We start from the raw sequence: 21,205 nt of genomic DNA on the forward strand, positions 1-21,205 counted from the left end.
CGCCACCGAGCGTCCCCACCCGAGGAACCTGCGCTCGCCAGGATGCGCTCGTTCAGCTCACGAAGGGGCTCCCTGCTTCCCTGAAGGCGAGGCCACCCCCGCTGCCGCCGCGGCCGATACGCCAACAGGGGCGGCGCCCGCCGCTGCCGCTGCCGCCGCTTCTGCCGCTGGCGAGGCGCCTGCCGCCCCCATCGGACCCATGGCGGGCAGAACGTCCGTGCGCTCATAGTCCGAAATCAAATTCAGGAGTTCGGGATTGAACGTCCCCGTCGCGACAGGGGGATGAGTCAGAGCCCCGGCTGCGCCGCCCGGCCCTGGATTCAAGGCGTCCTTGACGGCTGCGGCCCTTTTAGCAACAGAACCCGGGCCTTTATCCAGAACCCCCTGCTTGACATTGAAGTCAAAGATCACCGCGCGATACATTGCAACCATCTTCCGGGTCTGCGCCACAACCAGATCGAACTCTCCGCGATCCTCCAGTTCGACAATCTCTCCAACCAAAGCACCGAGATCCGAATTGATTCCCAGCAACCGCGCCCGGTTATTTCGCAGCCAGTGCCGCTTGACAAAGCACTGCAGTCGCCCCTGTATATCGTGATTGCTCGCGATCAGATCCATGGAATTGACATATCGCCGCAAAAAATCCCTGTCATTGCAGCGCCCGATAATCCAATCCCTCTGCCGAACATCGACTCCTTCATCCGGATAGTTGGCACATACCCTGATAAACTCAGCAACATCACCACCGCCACTCCTCTTGACAAAATTATCAAACAATGCCTGCTTGTGTATTATACCTTTGCCATCAGGCCAGAGTTGATAGGCCATCGGGATGCCTGCTGAAATAGCCTCACCGAAAGACTGATCCCCCTCTGCGATAGTGAATGACCTATCCGCGGCGCGCCACAGTTTCTGCATGACGGAATAAGGAATCACCGCGCCCGGTTCCATGGCCACAACCTTTGTCGTCCGATCATCCTGGATCAGAGTAGACACACTGAACCACTTATTCTTCTCGACCTCCAGAACGCGGAGTCCTCGAGTCCGACAATACTCGCCGATGTATGACGCCTTATTGCGCCGACCTTTACCGCCCGCTCCGCCCTGTTCCATGAGATTGTGATTGACGGGCAAGACGATGGCATTCTTGATGCCGACATCAAACACGACGCGATCCAGTAAAAGATCGTATCGAGCCTTGGACTTCTGGCCGGCACCATAACCAAAAAAGAACCGACACCCCTGGTGGTACTTCCTCAAGAAGTCACAAAGCGCCTTTGTGGACTTCTCGGCATCGGACTTCTCGGCATCGGACTTCTCGGCATCGGACAGCTTCAACTCGGCAAGTGGGATCGGCGCTCTCAACTCCTTGTTGATCATGATACCGATTTCACCGTCCCCCAACCCCGACTGCCTTGTGAAGACGTCCAGCGCCCTCCCGACGCGATAGCTATACTCCGATACAGCCAGATCCCCCTCCGTAGTGGTGGCAGCAGGAGTCTCCAGGGAGATATCCGGACTCCATCCCACTTCCTGCACCTTACTGACCCACGGAAAACTCGACAGCATCGTGTCGAATTGGGAATGGTTCGAGGTGGCGACGATCCTCCATCCCGTCCCCTGGTGAAGCAGACGCCCCGTATGCAGGCCGTTGATCAGGTCGCCAAAACCATTCTGGTCCGCACTGTTGACCAGGATGTCCACATACGGGAGCTGCAAATCCGAATAGAGCGAGTCCAACTGGATCTGCTGTTCAGGCGTCAGCGGCTTGCGTCGACGATGCCCCCCTCTCCCTTCCCAGTGTTTTCCCAGTGAAGAGGCCCCTGCGGCGGCAGCGGCAGCGGCTGACCCTGTCGCCGCCCCCTTGGGGTTCTTCGGGACCTGTTCTTTGCTTGGTTTGGATGCCACGGCGCTGGCGCCCGAGCCAGCGGCCGACTGGGCGCGCAAGCGTTGATAACGCTGCTGGAGCGTCTGCAGGGTCGATTGGAGTCGAGTCGCCAGGTACTGTTTCGTGGCCCAGTCGACGGGGACGCCTTCTGCTTTCAGATCTTCCGTGCAGGAGGTGCAGAAAACGGCCTTTGCACCCTGGCCCGCCCCCACGCTCTTCCCACAAATTCCACAAGACATGTATCGGATCCATCGCGAGGACTTCGCGCGTAAAAGACATGCGTGAGCTTCGTGTCGACGTCCGTGGGCGGCGTCCGGGGAGGACGTAGGCCGATGAGGGCTCCCAAGCGGCGTTACCCAGGTCGTCATGCATGGCGCAGGGCAGGCAAGAGGGGGCCTGCGCCAAGATCGAGAGGCACGATGCGGTTTCTCGCCGTGCCACTGCGGGCGACTTTTCAAGGCACAGCAAGCGCTGTGCCGCAACACACTCAGCCCGCCTGGAGGGCGAGCGAGCGCTCCAGGGCATGCACGGCCCGCGTTCCCCAAGAACGCGTTCGCGTCCTCGGCGGACGCCTGGCGCGAGGATGAGAAGACCAGGAGCGCTTTGCGGGTAGCAGGCGGGCGGGCACCACGGGCTTCGCTCCTGCGCCGCGCAGGAACTTCACTTGTGACTCGCTGGTGCGGCTCAGCGCCGACGCAGGAAGGCGATCAGATCGCTCTTCTGCTCGAGGGAGAGGGACTCCGGTGGGCCTTCATGCTCTGGCGGATGGACGGGGATCTCCTCCTCCAACCCCGGCGCCACCCCTGCTTGAGGGAGCGCGCCGTGACGCACGAGGGAGTCAGGCCGGCGACGAGCCTCGGCGCGTGGGCCGCCGTGTTCCGCTCAGCTTCGTCATCTCCGCGAAGATATCGTCCGGCCTGCCCTCAAGGGCGTACTCACGGACACTCCATGGGCATCGGCGAAAAGTCCGTGCCGTGGAGTGGAGCCCCTGGGTGCTCGCGATTCGAAGCAGCGCCAGCCCCTCGATGAAGACGCGGCTTCGCGGCTCGAACGTCGACACATCCTCGGAGTGAGGCCGCAGGTCGTCCTGTTCCAGGCAGTGTCCATCGATGACTGCCTCCAAGGCTGATTCGAAATCCTCGCGAGAGCCCTGCTGCAACGCCGTGCATACGTCGAAGCGGCTCGAGTGACTGTCCTTGACGGCCGCCTCGAATCGCCGAAGCACTGTCCCCCTGACGACTGGGTCGGCGCGCTTCAGGCATTGGTGGAGAAAACACTGATACGCGAAGTCATCTTCGTATTCCCCATCCGGTATCCTCACCGAGGGAGACAGGTCGCCAATCTCGACAGCCAAGGCGATGTCGCCCGCGGCCACCGCGCAGAAGAAGGCCTCGCTTCGGCCCCTGGCACACCGAAAATCGTTCGGAAGGCCCTCGTCACGGATGCGACGGAGATAATCCCGCCGTGCCAGCGCCGCCCAGCACAGGTGCTTCTGGAAGCTCGCTCTGTCCGCGGCCACGAGCAAGGCACAGCAGGCTGTCGCCTGAAAGCACTGCTCCACCTCCTCGTAGACCCGCCCCAGCTCCACGGCGGGAGCACCCCCGGCGATGGTGGCCAGATGCTCCTGGAGCTCTTCCATGATGTCTTGTTGCTGGGCGTGCAAGCTCATCGAGATGCACCCTCCGGGCAGCTCAGGACTCGAACTCGTCGATGGGCGTGAAGCGGAGGCCCGTGAACCCCTCCTCCTCCAGCGCCGCGGCCAGGTCCGGGTGGACCAGGACGTAGTATTCGAGGTGCTGGGGTCGGAACAGGAGCAGCTCTGGATTGATTGCCTCCGGCTTGAGCACCAGCTTCGTACAGGAGCTCATCTTCTCCGGGTCGATGTTGTTCCACCGGTACTTGGACTTATCCTTGTCGATGCAGTCGACGACCTTGAACGGATTGACGATGAAGTAGTCATCGCTGGCGACCTTCTTCTTGTGGTCGATGATTGAAACGCGAAGATACTCGACGTCGCGCGGCCGCCTGGCTTCGATCACGTCCTTCAGCCGGCGGGAGACCACCAGCGCCCGGTTCAGGTTGCTGATGTTATCCGCCAGGGCGATGTACTTCCGGTGCTTGGCGGACATGGCGAAGCTCGCATCGGCCGGAAAGCCCTGTGCCCGGCTGACGCCCTTGCTGAGCTGATACTCGTCCTCGACATTCAGGACGCCATCCAGGACACAAAAACGATCTCCGACATCCCACTCCCAGACGACGGGCATGACGCTCACGTTCACCTCAGGTATCAGAACGGCAGCTTGATCTTCTTGAAGATGGAGTCCAGCAGCGAATACGCCACGCCGGGAGAACGATGGCTGGGCGTCTTCCCCATCGAGAAGGGGTAGTACCACTTGCGCGCGAAGCCCTCGTCGTGTCGGCTCCTCCAGCAGAGCTTCGTGCCGCCTTTTCGCGTGCCACGGGACTCCAGGCGCCCACGAAATTCGATACTGGCGCTTCGCAGCTCCTCCTTCAGCTTCGCGATGTCGACGTCATGAACCTTCTTCTTCGCGGTGAGGGAGCACCAGACATTCTCCTTCAGGTACTTCGAAACCTCGTCCGTGAACCCATCCCGGGTGTTGTGGTCCACCTGGTGGGAAGGAAGGTCCACGGGGCTCTCTCCATCGGAGTCCCGGTACTGCCGGTTCAAGGGGAGTCCGATGAGATTGTGAGCGGCGTTGATGTCCCACGGCGTCACCCATAGACACGCCTCGATGTAGTCGGCGAGGTCTGGCGGCGACTTGGGATAGTCCCCCCTTCGCTTTCCCACGGAGGACACACAGACGATGTGATGTGCCTCCCAGAACCCTGGCCTCTCGAAGCCGGTGTTGCAGTTCTTCTGGAAGCCGCTCACCCGCTGCGTGACGATCTCCCGCTTGCGCGTCTTCGCGATGTGTTTCACAAGGCTCATTGCGCCCTCCCCGCGGTCATCGACGGCGGACTCCGAAGGTCGGGCCCGCGTTCGAGCAGTACGCTTGCGCGGTGGCCGTCATCGCCAGCCACCAGAATCAACGCGTGCCGTCCTGGGCCGTAGCCTCGGGCGAAGGCTCGCGTGGCGAGACAGACCGAGACCAGTGGGGACACGGTCCCCAGTTCACCGAAGTTCAGGGCTGGAATGACGGACCTCCATTCCTCGACGCGACATGCGTCCCGCGCCCGAAGCAACGTCTGGCCCCACTCCCTCGCCCGGAACTCTTCCCCGTTGAGGTCCAGATAGAGACTTCCCTCCGGAATCGACGTGGCCCCTGCTCGCACCAGGGCCATGGTGAGGCTCTCCCCCATTGCCCGCCCCATGGGAGGAGCCTTCGCATCGCGGCTTTGCGTCTCCTGGGCCGTCACCGGACTGAAGAGGTAGGCAATGGGAGGCCGCGCGCGCTCGCGGGCTGCGTCCCGACGTTCCAGCAGCAAGGCCACGGCCCCTTCGCCCGGCAAATACCCCACCGGATGATCGGGCGTCTTGAGGCGACGCGTCTCGAGTTGTGCCTCGATTCGTTCTGGCGACACGAGTGAGTCGCAGGCCAGCACCAACGCCTGGTCGCACCGCCGTGCCGCGAGCAACTCCATGGCCTTCGTGAGTGCCTGAATGGTCCCACCTCTCTCGTCCTGGAAGAGATGGAGTGACATCGGCGTGGGAATGAAGCGCGCCTCGGCCTGGATCCGGGCCGCCAGCAACCCCGCGACCTCGGTGGACTCCCTTGTCGGACTCGTCCCATGTCCAAGGCTTCGAGGAAGACAGAGGAAAAAGTCGAGCTGCCCCCACCAGTCTCCGTGGACGGTCGCCTCCAGGTCCTCCAAGGCCGCGACACCGAGTTGTACGAGCCGACCGATTCCCTCGAAGCCCTCGGTCAGGGGGCCAGCGGTGTGGCCCACGAGGGCAACGCGCTCGGACGTCACCTCATCGAGGCAGGTGCTCAACGCCAATTCACTGGCGCGGACGATGCCCGCCCTCGCAGCCGCGGCGGCCTGGGTGACAGGGCCCAGGGAGGTCGCCGCGCCCATGGCGCAAAGCCCGACGGAGACTGACATTGATTGGTGGGATGCCATCCGACTTCCCTCCCAGAGTCCGAACTCCCAGTATGCCACTGAGCGCATGGGAAGGACAGACGCCGGCTCCGCGTTACGCGTCGAACGCCTTCCTCCACGCCGGGCGCGCGGTGCCTCAGGACGGGCCCGAAGATACCTGACAAGCCCTTGTCACCCCTGGCGGGCAGGTTCCCCCTTCATCCATCCGCGCGGTCCAGGAGAACGCTTCATGAAGCTCTACTTCCACCCCTTGTCCGGAAACTCGCGCCGAGTCCTGCTCGTCGCCACCCACCTCGAAGTACCTCTCGAGCGCGTCGTGGTGGACCTGCCAAACGGCGAGCAGCGCGCGACGCCGCATCTGGGCCGCAATCCCAATGGCCTCGTTCCTGTCCTCGATGACGATGGCTTCCTGCTCTGGGAGTCGCGCGCCATCATGCAGTACCTGGCCGAGATGACGCCGGGACAAACCCTGCTCCCCACGGATGCGCGTGGGCGTGCTGACGTGACGCGCTGGCTCTTCTGGTGCTCGGCGCACATGGCGCAGGCATGCACCATCCTGGTCTTCGAGAACTTCGTGAAGGCGGTGGCGGGCCGTGGGCCGCCGAACCCCACGGAGGTCGCACGGGGCGAGGCGCTCTTCGCGCAGCACGCGCGCGTCCTGGACGAGCACCTCGCGGGCAAGACGTGGGTCTCACAGGAACGTCTGACGCTCGCGGACTTCTCGTTGGCCGCGGCGTTCGCCCTCGCCGGACCGGCGCGACTGCCTCTCGGGGAGCATGCGAACCTCCGGAGCTGGCTCGGTCGCGTGCAGGAGCTCGAGGCGTGGAAGCGCACCGCACCGTCCATGCCGCCATCCGCGAGCGTGAGAACCTGAGGCCTCACGCGCCCCCCACGGGCACTTCATCCGACAGGCAATGCGGCGACAACGCCTGGATGCGCACCCCGTTGTCCTGTCCGCGAAGCCTGCTAGCCTTTGCGCGCATTCCTCATGCAGGCGGACCCGACAAGGAGCGTTCCGATGAAGGCGGCTTGGAGTGTCGTAGTGGCCCTGACAGTGGGGCTCATCGTGGGATGTGGTGCTGGTGCGATGGAGGAGGACCCCGGGGTGGAGGAGGCGCTCGCCACGTCGAAGTCCGAGCTCGCCGTCTGCGGCGATGGGGTCTGCGCGCCCATCGAGCGACTGCGCTGTCCGGCGGATTGCCCTCCTGGCGAGTACTGCGGGAACAGGGCGTGCTGCCCTGGTGAAACGACGCAGAGCTGCCCCGAGGACTGCACCCAGGGAAACCCGGGCCAGTTCTGCTACCGGACATTCTGAGCCACCCCACGCGCCGAGGGGCCCACCGGCGCGCGGCAGCGTCCCCTGAAATGACCGTGTCGAACCGCCGCACGGTCATTCGTTGTAGGGATGGAGCCACGCCTCACATCCCCACTCCAGGAGTTACCGCATGCGCTTCATGCTCATCCCCCGCCCTTCCACGCTGGAGCCCACGCCACCGGAGGCAGCCTTCGACGAGGCCGTCTTCATCGCGCAGATGAAATACAACGAGGAGATGCACAAGGCCGGCGTGCTCATCGCCTCCGAGGGCCTCAGCCCGTCCCCGGGCGCGCACGTCGTCTTCAAGGGCGGCAAGGCCAGCGTGAGGGACGGCCCCTACGCGGAGACGAAGGAACTCATCGGCGGCTTCTACGTGCTGGAGGTGGCGTCGAAGGAGGAGGCCATTGAATGGGCCCGCCGCTACCCGGGCGGGATGGGCAATGACGACGTGATGGAGGTCCGGCCCCTCACCGGCGCCGAGGACATCCCGCCGGCTCTGGTGACGCTCATCGAGCAGGTAGCCCCCACCTGGAGCCAGACCTTCAAGAAGTCGCCGTGACGCGGCGGCCCCTGGGTACGGTTTGGGCTCCGGAGACTCAGCCCAGAGCCCAGTAGCTCGCGTGTTAATGTCGCTCATGGACTTGGAGTCATCGGAGCGCCCCTTCCTCGACCAGCTCTTCACGCCGCACTCGGGTCGCGAGTTCCTGGCGGAGTACTGGCCCACGCGGCATCTGGTCTGCCACGGCCCGCTCGAACGGCTCGGGGAGCTCGCGGCGCTCCCCGAGCTCCATGACCTCGAGCGGCTGCTGCACACCTACCGCAACCCGGTGATGGTCGCGCTGCCGGACCGGCGCGATGAGCACAGCGTCATCCGGGTGGAGGCGCAGACCGCGGCGGCGCTGTACCGCAGCGGAATGGCGCTCATCCTCGACTCGGCGGAGCGCTACCTCCCCCTGGTCGAGCAGTGGCTGCACATGGTGGCGTTCGAGCTGGGACTCGCGCGCAACGCCGTGGCGCGGGCCATCTTCTATGCCTCGCCGTCGGGTGGCGGCAACAGCCCCCACTTCGACGCGAACGCGAACATCGTCGTGCAGGTGCGCGGCACCAAGCGCTGGACGCTCGCACCCAACACACAACTGCCCCTGCCCACGGACCGCTGGGCGATGAACATGGGCCCGCCCTCGCCCGAGCTGGCCAGCTACCTGGAGCAGGAGCTACCCGAGCAGATGCCCGAGGGTGCCGAGGTCATCACGCTCGAGCCCGGCTCGGTGCTCTTCGTCCCGCGCGGCTACTGGCACTCCACCGAGGCCTCGGAGGACACGCTGGCGCTGAATTTCACCTACAGCCAGCCCACCTGGGCGGACGTGGTCAGCGCGGCGCTGCGACAGCAGTTGCTGAAGGACGTGCGGTGGCGCGCGCTCGCCGATGGAATCGGCTCGCCGGACCCCGAGCGCAGCGGAGCGTGCCACACGCGACTGTCCGAGCTGCTGCACGAGCTGCAGGCCCACGTCCTGGAGTTGGAGGCCCGGAAGATCGTGGAGGAGAGCTAGGGCGCCCTTCCGGGGGGCCGCGATACCTCAAGCCGGAACGAGCTGGTCAGCGATGCGGGCCAGGTCGGAGACGGAGGTCACGACCACGGCCTGGTGACAGTGCTTCTCGTACGTGAGCATCTCGCTGTCACCGATGCCCCAGTTGCCGCGCTGCTCGGGGCAGATCCACAGCAGTCGCTTCGCCTTGCGACGCAGGTCCTTCAGCGCCCAGACATTGTTGGCGTTGTAGTTGTTGCGCCCGTCCCCGATGATCATGACGGTGGTGCGGCGGGTGATGCTGCCCAGGTGGTCCCGGGTGAAGTCCGCCAGCGCGCGGCCATAGTTCGAGTTGGCGCTCAGGGACACCGTCTTGCCCGCCGTCGCCATGTCGATGGCCTCGTCCACGTCGAGGTCCTTGAAGTACTGCGTCACCTCGCCCACGTCTGACACGAAGACGAACGAGCGCACGCGCACGAACAGCGACTGCATCGTGTGCATGAACAGCAACATCATCCGAGCCGCGTTGCGGACCGAGTCGGACACGTCGCACAGCACCACCAACTCCGGACGCTCCGGCCGGCGGCGACGGAACTGGGGCAGCATGGGCACCCCACCCCACGTCATGTTCTTGCGCAGCGTGCGGCGGACATTGAGCGCGCCCTTGCGGTGCGAGCGCTGCCGGCGAATCAAGCGACTGCGCAGCTTCTCCGCCATCGTGCGCACGGCGGACTCCATCTGGTCCACCTCCGCCTGGGTGAGCAGGTGCAGCGGCTTGTCCTGCACCGTGTCGGTGCGACGACGGATGCGAGCCTCCGCCTGCCGCTTCACCTCCTGGCGCGCGGCATCTTCAATCTTCCGCATCGCCGCGGCGACGTGGCGCGAGACAATCTCCACACCCTCCGGAGACAAGCCGCGCGCATGCAGTTCATCCTCCAGCGACTTCATGTCGGAGCGAGCCCGCTCCATGCCGGCGCCCGCCAGCATGCGCCGCGCGAAGAATCCCCCTTGGAGCGGACTCTCCAGCTTCGACAAGTCCAACTGGAGCGAAGCCGTCCGGAAGATCTGCGCCAGCCGCGCCCGGTCCCCTTCCAGCACCGCCTGCGCGAGCGGAGACATCTCCGGCAGCAGGAGGTTCATCTGGTAGATGACCATCTTCAGCGTGTCCCCGTCCAGGTAGCCCTCTTCCTGGAGCTGCGCGGCCAGGGACTTGTCGATGGCCTCGAACGTCGCCGCCGCGCCGGAGAAGAAGAAGTCGAACGCGCGGTTGAATGTGTCCACGTCCAGCTCACGCTTCACCAGCGTGGTGCGCATCACCGCGCGAAACAGGGCCCGGTCCACCAGCCCTACCTCGGCCGTGGCCCGCAGCGCGTCCTGCACCTCGGAGGTGCTCACACGCACGCCGTTCTGTCGGAGCACCTCGGCGAATTCGACGATGCGCGCGTCCATCAGTCCCTCCTCTTCCCCGAGTCTGGCCGCTCGAAGGACATCACGGCCTCCACGTGGTGCGTCTGGGGGAACATGTCCACCACCTGGAGCGCCTGCGGCTTGTAGCCCGCCTCCACCAGCCCCGCCGCGTCCCGCGCGAGCGAGGCCGGGTCACACGCCACGTACACCACCCGACGGATTCCTAGCGCCACCATCCACTTCGCCAGCCCCGGAGCTCCCGCGCGCGGCGGGTCCGCCAGGCACACGTCGAAGCGCCGGCCCTCGGAAACCAGCCCGTCACACACCTTGCGCGCATCCCCCTGCACGAAGCGCACGTTGCTCACGCTCGCCTCGCGCGCGCTGCGCTGAGCCAGCTCCACGCCCACCGGGGACGACTCCACGCCCAGCACCGACGCGGAGCCCGCCGCCAGTGGGAAGGTGAAGTTGCCGTTGCCTGAGTACAGCTCCAGCACGGAGTCCTCATCCCGCGCCGCCAGCTCGAAGATGGCCGATGTCACGAGCCCCACGTTGGCCTCCGCGTGCGCCTGCGCGAACGAATCCGGTCGCAGGTACAGCGGCACCTCCGGCCTCAGCGGCGAATACGAGCGCAGCGCCGGCTTGCCCAGCACCCGAGGCGAGCCCTCCTTCGGCACCAGCACCGCGCCCTCCAACCGCAGCGCCCGCACGGCGACCTCCGCGGCCTCCACGTGTCGCGCCGTCACCTGCCCCGTCAGATTCACCGCGAACGCGGCCTTGTCGCCCTCGGCGAGCAGGAGCACCTCCTCGGTGTCCTTCGCCAGCGGCTTGAGCAGCGGCGCCAGCTTCCCCGGCAACGCGGTCAGCACGGGCGTGAGGGCGCCACACTCGGACACCGCGAGCCGCTCGTGGCTGCGCCGGCTGAAGTAGCCCAGCGCTCCCTTCCCCGCCGGATGCAGCACCGCGCGTCGGCGGTAGCCCCAGTCCCGAGGCGCCACCAGGAGCGGCCGGACGGTGAAGTCCTCGCGCCGCAGGTGGCCCAGGTGCTCCAGGGTGGAGAGGACGATCTCCTGCTTCGCGCTCCGCTGGGCGGACTCGGCCAGGCCCAGCCAGTCGCACCCACCGCATTCGCCGGCCAGGGAACACGGAGCCTCACGACGGTCCGGTCCGGAGGAGACCACCTCGCGCAAAAGCCCACGCAGCACGCGTCCCTGCGACTCCAGGTGGACGCGCACGGTGTCGCCCGGGAAGGCGCCAGGGATGAAGACGGTGCGGCCCTGCCAGGAAGCCACGCCCTCGCCGAGCTGGCCGAGGCGGTCGATGGTCAGGGAAACGGGGGTCTCAGGGAGGGGCAGCATGCAGGCGCTCGGTGGGGGCGCCCGCGCGGGCCGCCGTTACTTCCGGGTCGCTTCCGACGGGAGCTCCGAGCGCAACCGCTCCACGAACTCCCCGATGCGCGACCGCTTGTCTTCGTCAACGTCCAGGAACTCCACCGCCATCCCCGGGGACTGCGGAGACGCGGTGCCGAGCGCGTTGGTGCGCGTCACCCGGCCCTTCAGCTCCACCGGGAAGTGCGCTCCCGGCAGTGTCACGAGCAGCTTCACCACCGTGTCCACCGGCAGGGGCTTGTCGGTGTTGATGTAGAGGCCGCCCTTGGAAAGGTTGACGGCCCAGTCCGTCACGAAGCCAGCCACGCTGCGGTAGGCCACCGGCAGCTCGTACTCGACTCGCGGCGCGCGGTGGTCGATGGGGTTCAGCTTCTCCGAGGTATCGGCCATGAAAGGGGCTCCGCCGGGGAAGTCGTCCATACCACCCTCCCCCAGCGGCGCACCTTAGCCTTGCGCGCTCAGACTTTCATCTCGCGCACGTCCGGAGCGATTTTCAGCTTCGGCTCGGTGAGCTTCTGGACCAGCTCCACCGTCACGCCCGGGGCCAGCTCGCGCAGGACGAGCCCCTCCGGCGTCACGTCCAGGAAGGCGTGGTCCGTGACGATGTGGTGCACGCACTTGAGGCCCGTCAGGGGCAGCGAGCACTTCTTGAGGATCTTCGGCTGACCCTCCTTGTTCGCGTGCTCCATGGCCACGTAGATGCGCTTGGCGCCCACCGCCAGGTCCATGGCGCCACCCATGCCCTTGACCATCTTCCCGGGAATCATCCAGTTGGCCAGGTCCCCCTCTTCGGAGACCTCCATGGCGCCCAGCACGGCCATGTCGATGTGGCCGCCGCGGATCATCCCGAACGACAGGGCCGAGTCGAAGAACGCGGCGCCCTTCACCGTCGTCACCGTCTCCTTGCCCGCGTTGATGAGGTCCGGGTCTTCCTTGCCCGCCTCGGGGTACGGCCCGATTCCCAGCAGGCCGTTCTCCGACTGGAGCACCACCTCCACCCCCTCGGGGATGTAGTTGGGGACCAGCGTGGGAATGCCGATGCCCAGGTTCACATAGAAGCCGTCCCGCAGCTCCAGGGCGATGCGCTTCGCGAGTTGTTCACGAGTCAGTGGCATGGGGTCCTCAGGCCGTCTTGCGGACGGTGCGCCGCTCAATCCACTTCTGGAGGTTCTTCGCCAGGACGATGCGCTTCACGAAGATGCTCGGGAGGTGCACCTGGTCCGGGTCCAACTCGCCGGGCTGAACAATCTCCTCCGCCTCGACGATGGTGACCTTGGCCGCCATGCACATCATCGGGGAGAAGTTGCGCGCCGTCTTGTTGAAGATGAGGTTGCCGTGGGTGTCCGCCTTCGCCGCGTGGATGATGGCGAAGTCCGCCTTCAGCGGTGTCTCCAGCACGTGCAGCCGGCCGTCGATGATGCGCGACTCCTTGCCCTCGGCCACCTGCGTCCCCGCGCCTGTCGGCGTGAAGAAGCCACCGATGCCACAGCCGCCCGCGCGGATGCGCTCGGCCAGGGTGCCCTGCGGGTTCAGCTCCACCTCCAGCTCGCCGGAGAGGTACTGCCGCTCGAACTCCTTGTTCTCCCCCACGTAGCTCGACACCATCTTCTTGACCTGCTTGTTCTGGAGCAGGATGCCCAGGCCGAGCTCGGTGGTGCCGCAGTTGTTGGAGATGATGGTGAGGTTCTTCACGCCCTTGCGGTGAAGCGCCTCGATGAGATTCTCAGGGTTGCCACACAGCCCGAAGCCGCCGCTCATGAGCGTGCAGCCATCCGGGATGTCGGCGACCGCCTCGTCCGCGCTCGCGTAGACCTTGTTCATTCGCCCTCCCGATAACGGAAACGGGGTGAAGGCCACCAAGGCCCCCACCCCGTCCCTCTCCCCGTGGGGAGAGGGTTGACTACCTCTCCACCATCAGCGCGATGCCCTCGCCGCCGCCGATACACAGCGACGCGACGCCCCGCTTCTTGCCCAGGTCCTTCATCGTCTGCAGCAGCGTCACCAGCACGCGCGCGCCGGAGGCGCCAATGGGGTGACCGAGCACCACCGCGCCACCGCGCACGTTCACCTTCGACGGATCCAACCCGAGGATGCGGTTGTTCGCGAGCGACACCACCGCGAACGCCTCGTTGATCTCCCACAGGTCCACGTCCGCCGCGGCCACGCCCTTCTTCTTCAGGAGCGTGTTGATGGCGTCCGCCGGGGCAATCGTGAACTCCACCGGCTTGCGCGCGGCCTGCGCGTACCCGGTGATGCGGCCCAGAATGGTGCGGCCCTCGGCCTTCGCCTTCTCCTCGCTCATCAGCACCAGCGCCGCGGCGCCGTCGTTGATGGAGGACGCGTTGGCGGCCGTCACCGTGCCGTCCTTCTTGAACACCGGCTTGAGGCCCGGAATCTTGTCCGGCTTCGCGTTGCGCGGGCCCTCGTCCTCGGAGACCGTCGTCACCTCGTCCGGCTTCTTGCCGGGGATCTGCACGGGGACGATCTCCGCGGCGAACAGGCCGTCCTTCTGGGACTGAATCGCGCGACGGGTGGACTCCAGCGCGAACTCATCCTGCTGCGAGCGGCTGATGCCCTGCGACGTGGCGCACTCCTCGGCGCACAGGCCCATGTGGACGTTGCCATACACGTCCCAGAGACCGTCGAGGATCATCGCGTCCTTGAACTCCACGTTGCCCATGCGCGCACCACCGCGCATCGTGTGGCTGACGTAGGGCGAGTTGCTCATGGACTCCATGCCGCCGGCGACGACGACGTCCGCCTCACCCAGGGCAATGGCCTGCGCGCCCGCGATGACAGCCTTGAGACCGGAGCCACAGACCTTGTTCAGCGTGGTGGCGGGCACCGTCTCGGGCAGGCCCGCGAAGATGGTGGCCTGACGAGCGGGCGCCTGACCGACGCCGGCCTGGAGCACACAGCCCATGATGACTTCCTGGACGGTCTCCGGCTTCACGCCCGCGCGCTCCAGCGCGGCCTTGATGGCCACCGCGCCGAGCTGCGGCGCCGTCAGCTTGGCGAGCGCTCCCTGGAAGGCGCCGATGGGGGTACGGGCCGCGCCCACGATGACGACGTCACGAGCCATGAAAACTGCCTCCTCTTGAGGATGTACGGATGTCCTTCGATAACAGCGGCGGTCGCCCTTATCACCGGGCACTCCCCGGAGTTCAAGCGTCCTCGCTCGGCGTCCGGACATGAGCGTCCACTGCGCGCGACGCACCGCGAAACGACGCCCAAGCCCGCGAAGTTCCTCCTCCTTCCGCCCACTCACCACCCGACCGGTCGGACGCTCGCGCCACGCGAGTCCAAGGTATTTGACCTTGAGGTACAAAACGACCTAACAGACGGCCATGGCACGTCCGAGGAAGTTCCAGGCCGAGACGGCGGTGGCGAGGGCGATGGAGGTCTTCTGGGAGAAGGGCTACGCGGCGGCGTCTCCCCAGGAGCTGGGAGCGCGGATGGGGCTGGGGCGCGGCAGCCTCTACAACGCCTTCGAGAGCAAACAGGGCCTCTTCGAGTGCGTCCTGCGTCACTACCACGAGCACGAGGCGCCCAAGCTCCTGGCGCTGCTGACCCGACCAGGCCCCATCAAGGAGCGGCTGCGGGCGCTGCTCCTCGCGGTCATCGAGACCGACGTCGCGGACCCCGAGCGCCGGGGGTGTCTGGCCATCAATACCGCCATCGAGTTGGCGGGGCGTGACGCCGCCGCGGCCCGGTTGGCGGCGCGAATGTTCGAGCAGACCGAAGCCGCCTTCCTGTCGCTCATCGAAGAAGGGCAGCGCACCGGCGAGGTCGACGCTACTCGTGACGCGCGGGAGCTCGCGAGCTTCCTCCTCAACAACCTCACTGGCCTCCGCGTGCTCGGAAAGACGGCGGAGGACACCACCCGTCTCACCCGCATCGTCGATGCCCTCTTGAGGTCCTTCTAGTCATGCGCGTCTCACGCTCCATTCTCCCCTCCCTGTTCCTGCTGTCCTTCACTGGTGGCTGCGCGCACCAGGCCGCGTCCACCAACGCCGCGTCCACACAACATCCCCCGGAGCTGCGCCTCTACGCCCTGGATTGCGGACGCATCGACATCCACGACATGGGGTTCTTCACGGACGGGAGTCAGCCCAACGGTCAGCGCGGGGAGATGTCCGTCCCCTGCTTCCTCATCCGCCATCCCCAGGGCGCGCTGCTCTGGGACACGGGGCTGGATGACGTCATCGCCCAGAGCCCGGACGGCGTGGCGGATCCGATTGGCCCGCGCTACTTCGTCCAGAAGACGCTGCACGCCCAGCTCGCCCAACTGGGCCTGAAGCCCTCGGACGTGCGCTACGTGGGCTTCTCCCATCTGCACGCGGACCACGCCGGCAACGCCAATGCCTTCACCGGCTCCACGTGGCTGCTCCAGCAAAAGGAGCTGACGTGGGCCACCGCGACGCCCGCGCCCTTGGGCGTGGACCCCACGAAGTTCTCCACGTGGCGCGATGCGAAGGTGGAGCCGCTCGACGGAGACCGCGACGTCTTCGGCGACGGCAGCGTGCGCATCCTCTTCACGCCAGGCCACACGCCCGGCCACCAGTCGCTGCAGGTGAACCTGCCTCGGACGGGAACAGTCGTCCTGTCCGGAGACCTCTGCCACACCCGCGCGAACTGGGAGAACCACGGCGTGCCTGGCTTCAACACCAGCCGCGAGGAAACCCTCTCATCCATCGCCCACGTGGAGACGCTGGTGAAGGACGCCAAGGGCCGCTTCGTCGTCCAGCACGCGCCCGAGGACTTCCGCGCGCTGCCCGCGTTCCCCAGCTACCTGGAGTAGTCGTCTGGAACGGCAACGGCCGGGCCCCCTTTACGGGAACCCGGCCGTCACGCCGTGAGGCGGTGCTGAACGAAGACTACTTCTTCGTCAGCTTGCCCATCACGTCGCCGAGGCGCGCCTTGGAGCCTTCCGCCTGCTTGCGGAGGTACTCGCGGTAGTCGTCGCCTTCGCCGATCAGCGCCTTCATGGACAGGGCGACCTTCCGGTCCGGCGTGTTGATGTCGATGATCTTCACCTCGACATCCTGCGCCTCCTGCACCACGTCACGCGGGTTCTCGACACGCTCCTCCTTCAGCTCGGAGACGTGGACGAGACCCTCGATGCCCGGCTCGATCTCCACGAACGCGCCGAAGTCGGTGACCTTGGTGACCTTGCCCTTCACGCGGCTGCCGACAGGCAGGCGCTCGGACAGCGTCTCCCAGGGGTCCGGCTGGAGCTGCTTGATGCCCAGGCTGAACCGCTCGTTCTCGACGTCGATGTTGAGGACCACCGCCTCGACCTCGTCGCCCTTCTTGAACATCTCGCCCGGGTGCTTGATGCGCTGGGTCCAGGAGATATCGGACACGTGCACCAGGCCGTCCACGCCCTCCTCGACACCGACGAACACGCCGAAGTCGGTGACGTTGCGGATCTGACCCTTGATGACGGAGCCGATCGGGTACTTGTCCTCGAGCAGCGTCCAGGGGTTCTGCTCGATCTGCTTCATGCCCAGCGCGATGCGCTTGGCCTTGGGATCGATATCCAGGACGACGGCCTCCACCTCCTGGCCGACCTCCAGGATCTTGGACGGGTGCTTGAGGCGCTTGGTCCAGGACATCTCGGACACGTGGACGAGACCCTCGACGCCCTGCTCGATCTCGATGAACGCGCCGTAGTCCGTGATGGACACGACCTTGCCCTTGACGCGGGTGCCGACCGGGTACTTCTCGTCGGCGCGGTGCCACGGGTCCTCCTGGATCTGCTTCAGGCCCAGGCTGACGCGCTCCTGCGTCGGGTCGAACTTGAGGACAACGACGCGGACCTCGTCGCCCACATTGAACATCTCGCTGGGGTGACCGATGCGGCCCCAGGACATGTCCGTGATGTGGAGCAGGCCGTCGATGCCGCCCAGGTCGATGAAGGCGCCGTAGTCCGTGAGGTTCTTGACGACACCCTTGAGGACCGCACCCTCCTTCAGGTTCTTGAGGGTCTCCTTCTTCATCTCCTCGCGCTGCTTCTCGAGGAGGACCCGGCGCGACAGGACGATGTTGCCGCGCTTCTTGTTGAACTTGATGACCTTGAACTCGAATTCCTTCGAGATGTACTGGTCAAGGTTGCGCACGGGCCGGATATCCACCTGGCTGCCGGGCAGGAACGCCTTCACGCCGATGTCGACGGAGAGGCCTCCCTTCACGCGGCCCACGATGGTGCCCTTGACGATCTCGTCGCGCTCACAGGCGGCGCTGATCTCGTCCCAGATGCGCATCTTGTCGGCCTTCTCCTTAGAGAGGACGACCATGCCGGTGTCGTTCTCGCGGCTCTCCAGGAGGACCTCAACGGGGTCGCCCGCCTTGACGGAGACCTCTCCGCGAGGATTGGTGAACTCGGAGATCGGGACCTGACCCTCGGACTTGTAGCCGATGTCGACGATCGCGAAGTCCTTCGTCACCTGCACCACGGTGCCCTTGACGATCTCCCCTTCCTTCAGGATGCCGTCGCCACCGCGCTGCTTGAGCGACTCTTCGAACATCGCCGCGAAGTTTTCTTCCCCGGCGTCAGTCTCGACCTGCTGGTTCACGTTCTGCTGCATGGAAATGGAAGTCCTTTGAAACGGCACAGCTGCCCCCTGATTTGAGGAACGCGGGCCCCTGCGGGGCGCAACGGGAGTCCGCGGGCGTCCCCACCTCTGGGGACTTTTGAATGGTGCTGAATGAGGCCGCGCACCCTAGACACCGGTTATTCCGGTAGTCAAGCGAGCACGTGCCCCATGTGCTGATCGGCGGATGCGTTGACCCGGGAGTGTCAAGACCCGGGACAGCCATCCGCACCCCTCGTTCTAAGAACGCTCGCCCTCCTGCGCAGCCCTCCCGACTCAGAGGACCCCGCGAGCGCCCGGTTCGCCTGTTCGGCCAGCGAGCGCGACAACCTACTCGAAAAATCCGCTGAAATGCGACCCACATCGTCTGGCTGCGTTCCGCTCGTGGGTCGAGGTCCACGAGTCCGGTGCCCGGCGTGAGTCATGGGGGAGGTGCGCCCGGGGGGGTGAATCGTTCCCGCACGTCGGCGGCCGCGGGCCTCTTCCTTCCCTTGCCTCCTCTGCTGCTCACGACGCCATCCCTTCTCGAGGGCAGACGACTTGAGCAGCGGTCCGTTGCCACGTGTACTGGGAATCCAAGAAGGGCATACAATGCCGCGTTCATTTCTCGGCTGGCACAGGACATCCATGCGTCGTTGGAGCCCTTCCCTCCTTCTGCTGGTCCTCGTCGGCGTGGGCGCGGGCCCTGTGTCCGCGCAGGGCGTGGACTCGAATCGGCTCATCCTGTCCAGGGACCGGAACGTGGAGGTGCTGCTCGTCGATGACCAGGCAGGGGGTGGGGCCTCCAGCACGCTGGGGTGGTTCTATTACGACGAGTTGGTGGCCCGGGGGTACATCGACATCGGGGACCCGGCCAACCCGAACGACGACGTGCTCCTCGACCTCGAGGGGAATGGCATCCCGGACTTCCACGAGGACTTGTTCAACCTGAACCCGGAGCGGGTCTACATCGGAGAGAGCACGCGCTGCATTCCCGAGCGCATCTTCTTCCACCGACGGGAGTCGGGCGAGGTGCTCCGCTTGAGAGAGCCGGAGCTGCTGACGGGCTCCTGCCTCGCTCCTGGCAGCTATGCGGCGGATGCGGGGCCCAAGCGATGGCCGGACGGAGCGCCGGGCTACCCGGTGCGTCCAGGGGGTTCGGTGGTGGGCCAGCGCGTACTTGATGCGACCGACCTGGTGACCGCGAGCGGAGACTTCCGCCCGGGAGTGGTGCCAGGACTGGTGGACGCCTACTTCAGCGACCGGGGTGTCTTCCCGCACGTCCCCAATCTGCTCGAGCCGGATGATTCGCAGAACGGCCACCTGGGCCTGGGGCACATCATCCTGTTGAGCACGGATGATGATGGTTCGCTGTGCCCGGCCTCGCCCGCGGTGGAGTGCCTGACGCCTCGAGTGGCCTCACCGGGTCCAGGGGAGCCAGCTTCGTTGGGTCCCATCTGGGACCGGTCTGGACTCTTCGACGGGCGGCCCGACTACAAGGCGAGCGCGTTCGACCCCTTCGGCCGGGTCATTCCGGGGCGGGACGTGACGGCGGCCATCACGGAGGATGATCGCCGCGTGCGCCTGGGGACCGTGGACGGCGGGCGGGAGATCGTCTTCTTCCTCGTGACGTACGTGGAGCAGATCTACGGCGGGGCCACGGACACCTGCTTCCTGCCGGGGACGACGCCTGAGGGCCGGCTCCAATGCGAGCTGTGGGGGCATGGCGACATCAACGTCCACTTCTCGAAGACGCTGCTCAACCTGGACCTGCACCAGCAGGAGTCGACCGATGTCCTGGCCTCGATTCCCCCTCGGGAGTGGCTGTCTCCCCTGGCGTACAATCGGCTTGGGACACAGGAGTACGGGAAGTTCCAGATCACCGAGACCATACCCATCGAGGCATGGAGCGACCAGCAGCGCACGCCCCACGTGCTGATGCTGGCGCCCATGGAAGCGACCGACACGTGGCTGATGGGTTGGGAGTCCATGAACTCCGGTGGAAATCGGATGTTCTACGACGGGGTCTTCCTCGTCCGAGGCGTGGGAATCGAACCCACGGTGACCCGGGTGGAGGGCCAGGGCGGTCCCGTGATCGAGGGAGAGTTGGCCTTCTTCACGGCCACCGTGACCACCGTGGATGGCGTGCCCCTGACGATGGGCAGCGTGAACTTCTACGTGGATGGCGATTACGTCACGTCCGAGCTGCTCGACGGCGCGGGAACCGCCACAGTCTCTCTCTCCTTCTTCCCGATGGGCGAGCACACGCTCCTCGCCGAGTTCGGGGGGATTGATGACCTCTACGCCTGGAGCAACTCCGAGGAGCTGCCGGTGTTCGTTGAAGCACCGGATGGCGGGAGCCTGCCGGATGCCGGGGTCCCTGATTCGGGCACCATCGATTCAGGCACCATCGATGCGGGACCGGACGGCGGGCCTGCTCCAGCGGACGCTGGCGAGGACGACGATGCGGGTACGCCGCCTCCCGTGGATGCTGGCGAGGATGACGACGGAGGCACCACGCCGACTCCCGACGCTGGCGATGGCGGTGGAACGACTCCCGAGCCCGACGCTGGCGATGGCGGTGGAACGACTCCCGAGCCCGACGCTGGCGATGGCGGTGGAACGACTCCCGAGCCCGACGCGGGCGATGGCGGTGGAACGACTCCTGAGCCCGACGCGGGCGATGGCGGTGGAACGACTCCCGAGCCTGACGCGGGCGATGGCGGTGGAACGACTCCCGAGCCCGACGCGGGCGATGGCGGTGGCACGACTCCCGAGCCTGAGCCCGACGCGGGCGAGGATGGTGGAGTGACCCCGCAGCCAGAACCCGATGCTGGCGAGAATGATGCCGGCACGGACGACGCGGGCAGCACGACGGACCCAGAAGGGCCCAATCCGTCGGGCCCCCGCGACTTGACGGTCACCGGCTGGGGATGTGGTGCCACCGACGCGGGCAGCTCATCCCTCATGATGCTGGCGCTCTGGATGGGAGTGTCAGTCCTCCGGTCGCGCGGCCGGAGGCTTGACTGAAGAGGCCTGGACTCTCG

General features: G+C 66.0%; 19 protein-coding genes. 7 read left to right on the forward strand and 12 right to left on the reverse strand.

What is annotated here, in order from left to right; all coding sequences use genetic code 11:
- Nucleotides 1-57 precede the first annotated feature (57 nt).
- The 5 genes from HUA74_RS42180 to HUA74_RS42200 all read right to left on the reverse strand — a co-directional run bounded on the left by HUA74_RS42180 (nucleotide 58) and on the right by HUA74_RS42200 (nucleotide 5,926).
- The gene (locus tag HUA74_RS42180) at nucleotides 58-2,127 is read right to left on the reverse strand and encodes a hypothetical protein (protein ID WP_174459103.1); all 2,070 of its coding nucleotides are present in this window, start codon (nucleotides 2,125-2,127) and stop codon (nucleotides 58-60) included.
- A gap of 599 nt (nucleotides 2,128-2,726) precedes the next feature.
- Complete coding sequence (locus tag HUA74_RS42185) at nucleotides 2,727-3,557, reverse strand: Imm49 family immunity protein (protein WP_174459104.1); 831 nt, start codon at nucleotides 3,555-3,557, stop codon at nucleotides 2,727-2,729.
- A 22-nt stretch (nucleotides 3,558-3,579) separates the two neighbouring features.
- The gene (locus HUA74_RS42190; RefSeq protein ID WP_371745618.1) at nucleotides 3,580-4,152 is read right to left on the reverse strand and encodes an imm11 family protein; all 573 of its coding nucleotides are present in this window, start codon (nucleotides 4,150-4,152) and stop codon (nucleotides 3,580-3,582) included.
- 23 nt (nucleotides 4,153-4,175) lie between these two features.
- Complete coding sequence (locus HUA74_RS42195; RefSeq protein WP_174459106.1) at nucleotides 4,176-4,838, reverse strand: AHH domain-containing protein; 663 nt, start codon at nucleotides 4,836-4,838, stop codon at nucleotides 4,176-4,178.
- On the reverse strand, nucleotides 4,835-5,926 hold the full coding sequence (locus HUA74_RS42200; protein WP_174459107.1) for a hypothetical protein: 1,092 nt from the start codon (nucleotides 5,924-5,926) through the stop codon (nucleotides 4,835-4,837). Before HUA74_RS42200 ends, HUA74_RS42195 begins: the two co-directional genes overlap by 4 nt.
- A gap of 253 nt (nucleotides 5,927-6,179) precedes the next feature.
- Here HUA74_RS42200 and HUA74_RS42205 point away from each other — a divergent pair, with 253 nt between their 5' ends.
- The 4 genes from HUA74_RS42205 to HUA74_RS42220 all read left to right on the forward strand — a co-directional run bounded on the left by HUA74_RS42205 (nucleotide 6,180) and on the right by HUA74_RS42220 (nucleotide 8,815).
- Nucleotides 6,180-6,824 carry a glutathione S-transferase family protein gene (locus tag HUA74_RS42205; RefSeq protein WP_174459108.1) on the forward strand — a complete coding sequence of 215 codons (645 nt, stop codon included), beginning with the start codon at nucleotides 6,180-6,182 and terminating at the stop codon, nucleotides 6,822-6,824.
- Nucleotides 6,825-6,992: 168 nt separating this feature from the next.
- Complete coding sequence (locus HUA74_RS42210; RefSeq protein WP_371817398.1) at nucleotides 6,993-7,265, forward strand: hypothetical protein; 273 nt, start codon at nucleotides 6,993-6,995, stop codon at nucleotides 7,263-7,265.
- 130 nt (nucleotides 7,266-7,395) lie between these two features.
- Nucleotides 7,396-7,824 carry a YciI family protein gene (locus tag HUA74_RS42215; RefSeq protein ID WP_141644403.1) on the forward strand — a complete coding sequence of 143 codons (429 nt, stop codon included), beginning with the start codon at nucleotides 7,396-7,398 and terminating at the stop codon, nucleotides 7,822-7,824.
- 67 nt (nucleotides 7,825-7,891) lie between these two features.
- Nucleotides 7,892-8,815, forward strand: a complete 924-nt coding sequence (locus HUA74_RS42220; RefSeq protein WP_174459110.1) for a JmjC domain-containing protein — start codon at nucleotides 7,892-7,894, stop codon at nucleotides 8,813-8,815.
- 27 nt (nucleotides 8,816-8,842) lie between these two features.
- On the opposite strand, the gene HUA74_RS42225 is transcribed toward HUA74_RS42220, so the two are convergent.
- From HUA74_RS42225 to HUA74_RS42250, 6 genes are all read right to left on the reverse strand, one after another.
- Nucleotides 8,843-10,240, reverse strand: coding sequence for a VWA domain-containing protein (locus HUA74_RS42225; protein ID WP_174459111.1), 1,398 nt, complete (start codon nucleotides 10,238-10,240; stop codon nucleotides 8,843-8,845).
- Nucleotides 10,240-11,553, reverse strand: coding sequence for a class I SAM-dependent RNA methyltransferase (locus tag HUA74_RS42230; RefSeq protein WP_174459112.1), 1,314 nt, complete (start codon nucleotides 11,551-11,553; stop codon nucleotides 10,240-10,242). The genes HUA74_RS42225 and HUA74_RS42230 overlap by 1 nt, the downstream gene beginning before the upstream one ends.
- Nucleotides 11,554-11,589: 36 nt before the next feature.
- Entirely contained in the window at nucleotides 11,590-11,973 is a 384-nt protein-coding gene (locus tag HUA74_RS42235) for a TIGR02266 family protein (protein ID WP_141644399.1), read from the reverse strand.
- A gap of 68 nt (nucleotides 11,974-12,041) precedes the next feature.
- Nucleotides 12,042-12,698 carry a CoA transferase subunit B gene (locus tag HUA74_RS42240; RefSeq protein ID WP_141644398.1) on the reverse strand — a complete coding sequence of 219 codons (657 nt, stop codon included), beginning with the start codon at nucleotides 12,696-12,698 and terminating at the stop codon, nucleotides 12,042-12,044.
- A 7-nt stretch (nucleotides 12,699-12,705) separates the two neighbouring features.
- The gene (locus HUA74_RS42245) at nucleotides 12,706-13,404 is read right to left on the reverse strand and encodes a CoA transferase subunit A (RefSeq protein ID WP_141644397.1); all 699 of its coding nucleotides are present in this window, start codon (nucleotides 13,402-13,404) and stop codon (nucleotides 12,706-12,708) included.
- Between the two features lie 79 nt (nucleotides 13,405-13,483).
- The gene (locus tag HUA74_RS42250) at nucleotides 13,484-14,665 is read right to left on the reverse strand and encodes an acetyl-CoA C-acetyltransferase (protein ID WP_141644396.1); all 1,182 of its coding nucleotides are present in this window, start codon (nucleotides 14,663-14,665) and stop codon (nucleotides 13,484-13,486) included.
- Nucleotides 14,666-14,930: 265 nt separating this feature from the next.
- Here HUA74_RS42250 and HUA74_RS42255 point away from each other — a divergent pair, with 265 nt between their 5' ends.
- Together HUA74_RS42255 and HUA74_RS42260 are read left to right on the forward strand one after the other, a co-directional pair.
- Nucleotides 14,931-15,509, forward strand: coding sequence for a TetR/AcrR family transcriptional regulator (locus tag HUA74_RS42255; RefSeq protein ID WP_174459113.1), 579 nt, complete (start codon nucleotides 14,931-14,933; stop codon nucleotides 15,507-15,509).
- 2 nt (nucleotides 15,510-15,511) lie between these two features.
- The gene (locus HUA74_RS42260) at nucleotides 15,512-16,384 is read left to right on the forward strand and encodes an N-acyl homoserine lactonase family protein (protein ID WP_174459114.1); all 873 of its coding nucleotides are present in this window, start codon (nucleotides 15,512-15,514) and stop codon (nucleotides 16,382-16,384) included.
- 76 nt (nucleotides 16,385-16,460) lie between these two features.
- On the opposite strand, the gene HUA74_RS42265 is transcribed toward HUA74_RS42260, so the two are convergent.
- Nucleotides 16,461-18,173: a 30S ribosomal protein S1 gene (locus HUA74_RS42265; RefSeq protein WP_141644393.1), complete on the reverse strand. Its 1,713-nt coding sequence runs from the start codon at nucleotides 18,171-18,173 to the stop codon at nucleotides 16,461-16,463.
- A 633-nt stretch (nucleotides 18,174-18,806) separates the two neighbouring features.
- Here HUA74_RS42265 and HUA74_RS42270 point away from each other — a divergent pair.
- A complete protein-coding gene (locus HUA74_RS42270; protein WP_174459115.1) occupies nucleotides 18,807-21,188 on the forward strand; it encodes an Ig-like domain repeat protein in 2,382 nt (793 codons plus the stop codon).
- The last annotated feature ends 17 nt before the right edge of the window (nucleotides 21,189-21,205 follow it).

Source organism: Myxococcus sp. CA051A (assembly GCF_013336705.1).
Taxonomy (GTDB): domain Bacteria; phylum Myxococcota; class Myxococcia; order Myxococcales; family Myxococcaceae; genus Myxococcus; species Myxococcus llanfairpwllgwyngyllgogerychwyrndrobwllllantysiliogogogochensis.

Coding starts and splice junctions, on each gene's coding strand:
- HUA74_RS42180 (WP_174459103.1), bottom strand. CDS start 2,127: ATGTCTTGTGGAATTTGTGGGAAGAGCGTGGGGGCGGGCCAGGGTGCA.
- HUA74_RS42185 (WP_174459104.1), bottom strand. CDS start 3,557: ATGAGCTTGCACGCCCAGCAACAAGACATCATGGAAGAGCTCCAGGAG.
- HUA74_RS42190 (WP_371745618.1), bottom strand. CDS start 4,152: ATGCCCGTCGTCTGGGAGTGGGATGTCGGAGATCGTTTTTGTGTCCTG.
- HUA74_RS42195 (WP_174459106.1), bottom strand. CDS start 4,838: ATGAGCCTTGTGAAACACATCGCGAAGACGCGCAAGCGGGAGATCGTC.
- HUA74_RS42200 (WP_174459107.1), bottom strand. CDS start 5,926: ATGGGCGCGGCGACCTCCCTGGGCCCTGTCACCCAGGCCGCCGCGGCT.
- HUA74_RS42205 (WP_174459108.1), top strand. CDS start 6,180: ATGAAGCTCTACTTCCACCCCTTGTCCGGAAACTCGCGCCGAGTCCTG.
- HUA74_RS42215 (WP_141644403.1), top strand. CDS start 7,396: ATGCGCTTCATGCTCATCCCCCGCCCTTCCACGCTGGAGCCCACGCCA.
- HUA74_RS42220 (WP_174459110.1), top strand. CDS start 7,892: ATGTCGCTCATGGACTTGGAGTCATCGGAGCGCCCCTTCCTCGACCAG.
- HUA74_RS42225 (WP_174459111.1), bottom strand. CDS start 10,240: ATGGACGCGCGCATCGTCGAATTCGCCGAGGTGCTCCGACAGAACGGC.
- HUA74_RS42230 (WP_174459112.1), bottom strand. CDS start 11,553: ATGCTGCCCCTCCCTGAGACCCCCGTTTCCCTGACCATCGACCGCCTC.
- HUA74_RS42235 (WP_141644399.1), bottom strand. CDS start 11,973: ATGGCCGATACCTCGGAGAAGCTGAACCCCATCGACCACCGCGCGCCG.
- HUA74_RS42240 (WP_141644398.1), bottom strand. CDS start 12,698: ATGCCACTGACTCGTGAACAACTCGCGAAGCGCATCGCCCTGGAGCTG.
- HUA74_RS42245 (WP_141644397.1), bottom strand. CDS start 13,404: ATGAACAAGGTCTACGCGAGCGCGGACGAGGCGGTCGCCGACATCCCG.
- HUA74_RS42250 (WP_141644396.1), bottom strand. CDS start 14,665: ATGGCTCGTGACGTCGTCATCGTGGGCGCGGCCCGTACCCCCATCGGC.
- HUA74_RS42255 (WP_174459113.1), top strand. CDS start 14,931: ATGGCACGTCCGAGGAAGTTCCAGGCCGAGACGGCGGTGGCGAGGGCG.
- HUA74_RS42260 (WP_174459114.1), top strand. CDS start 15,512: ATGCGCGTCTCACGCTCCATTCTCCCCTCCCTGTTCCTGCTGTCCTTC.
- HUA74_RS42265 (WP_141644393.1), bottom strand. CDS start 18,173: ATGCAGCAGAACGTGAACCAGCAGGTCGAGACTGACGCCGGGGAAGAA.
- HUA74_RS42270 (WP_174459115.1), top strand. CDS start 18,807: ATGCGTCGTTGGAGCCCTTCCCTCCTTCTGCTGGTCCTCGTCGGCGTG.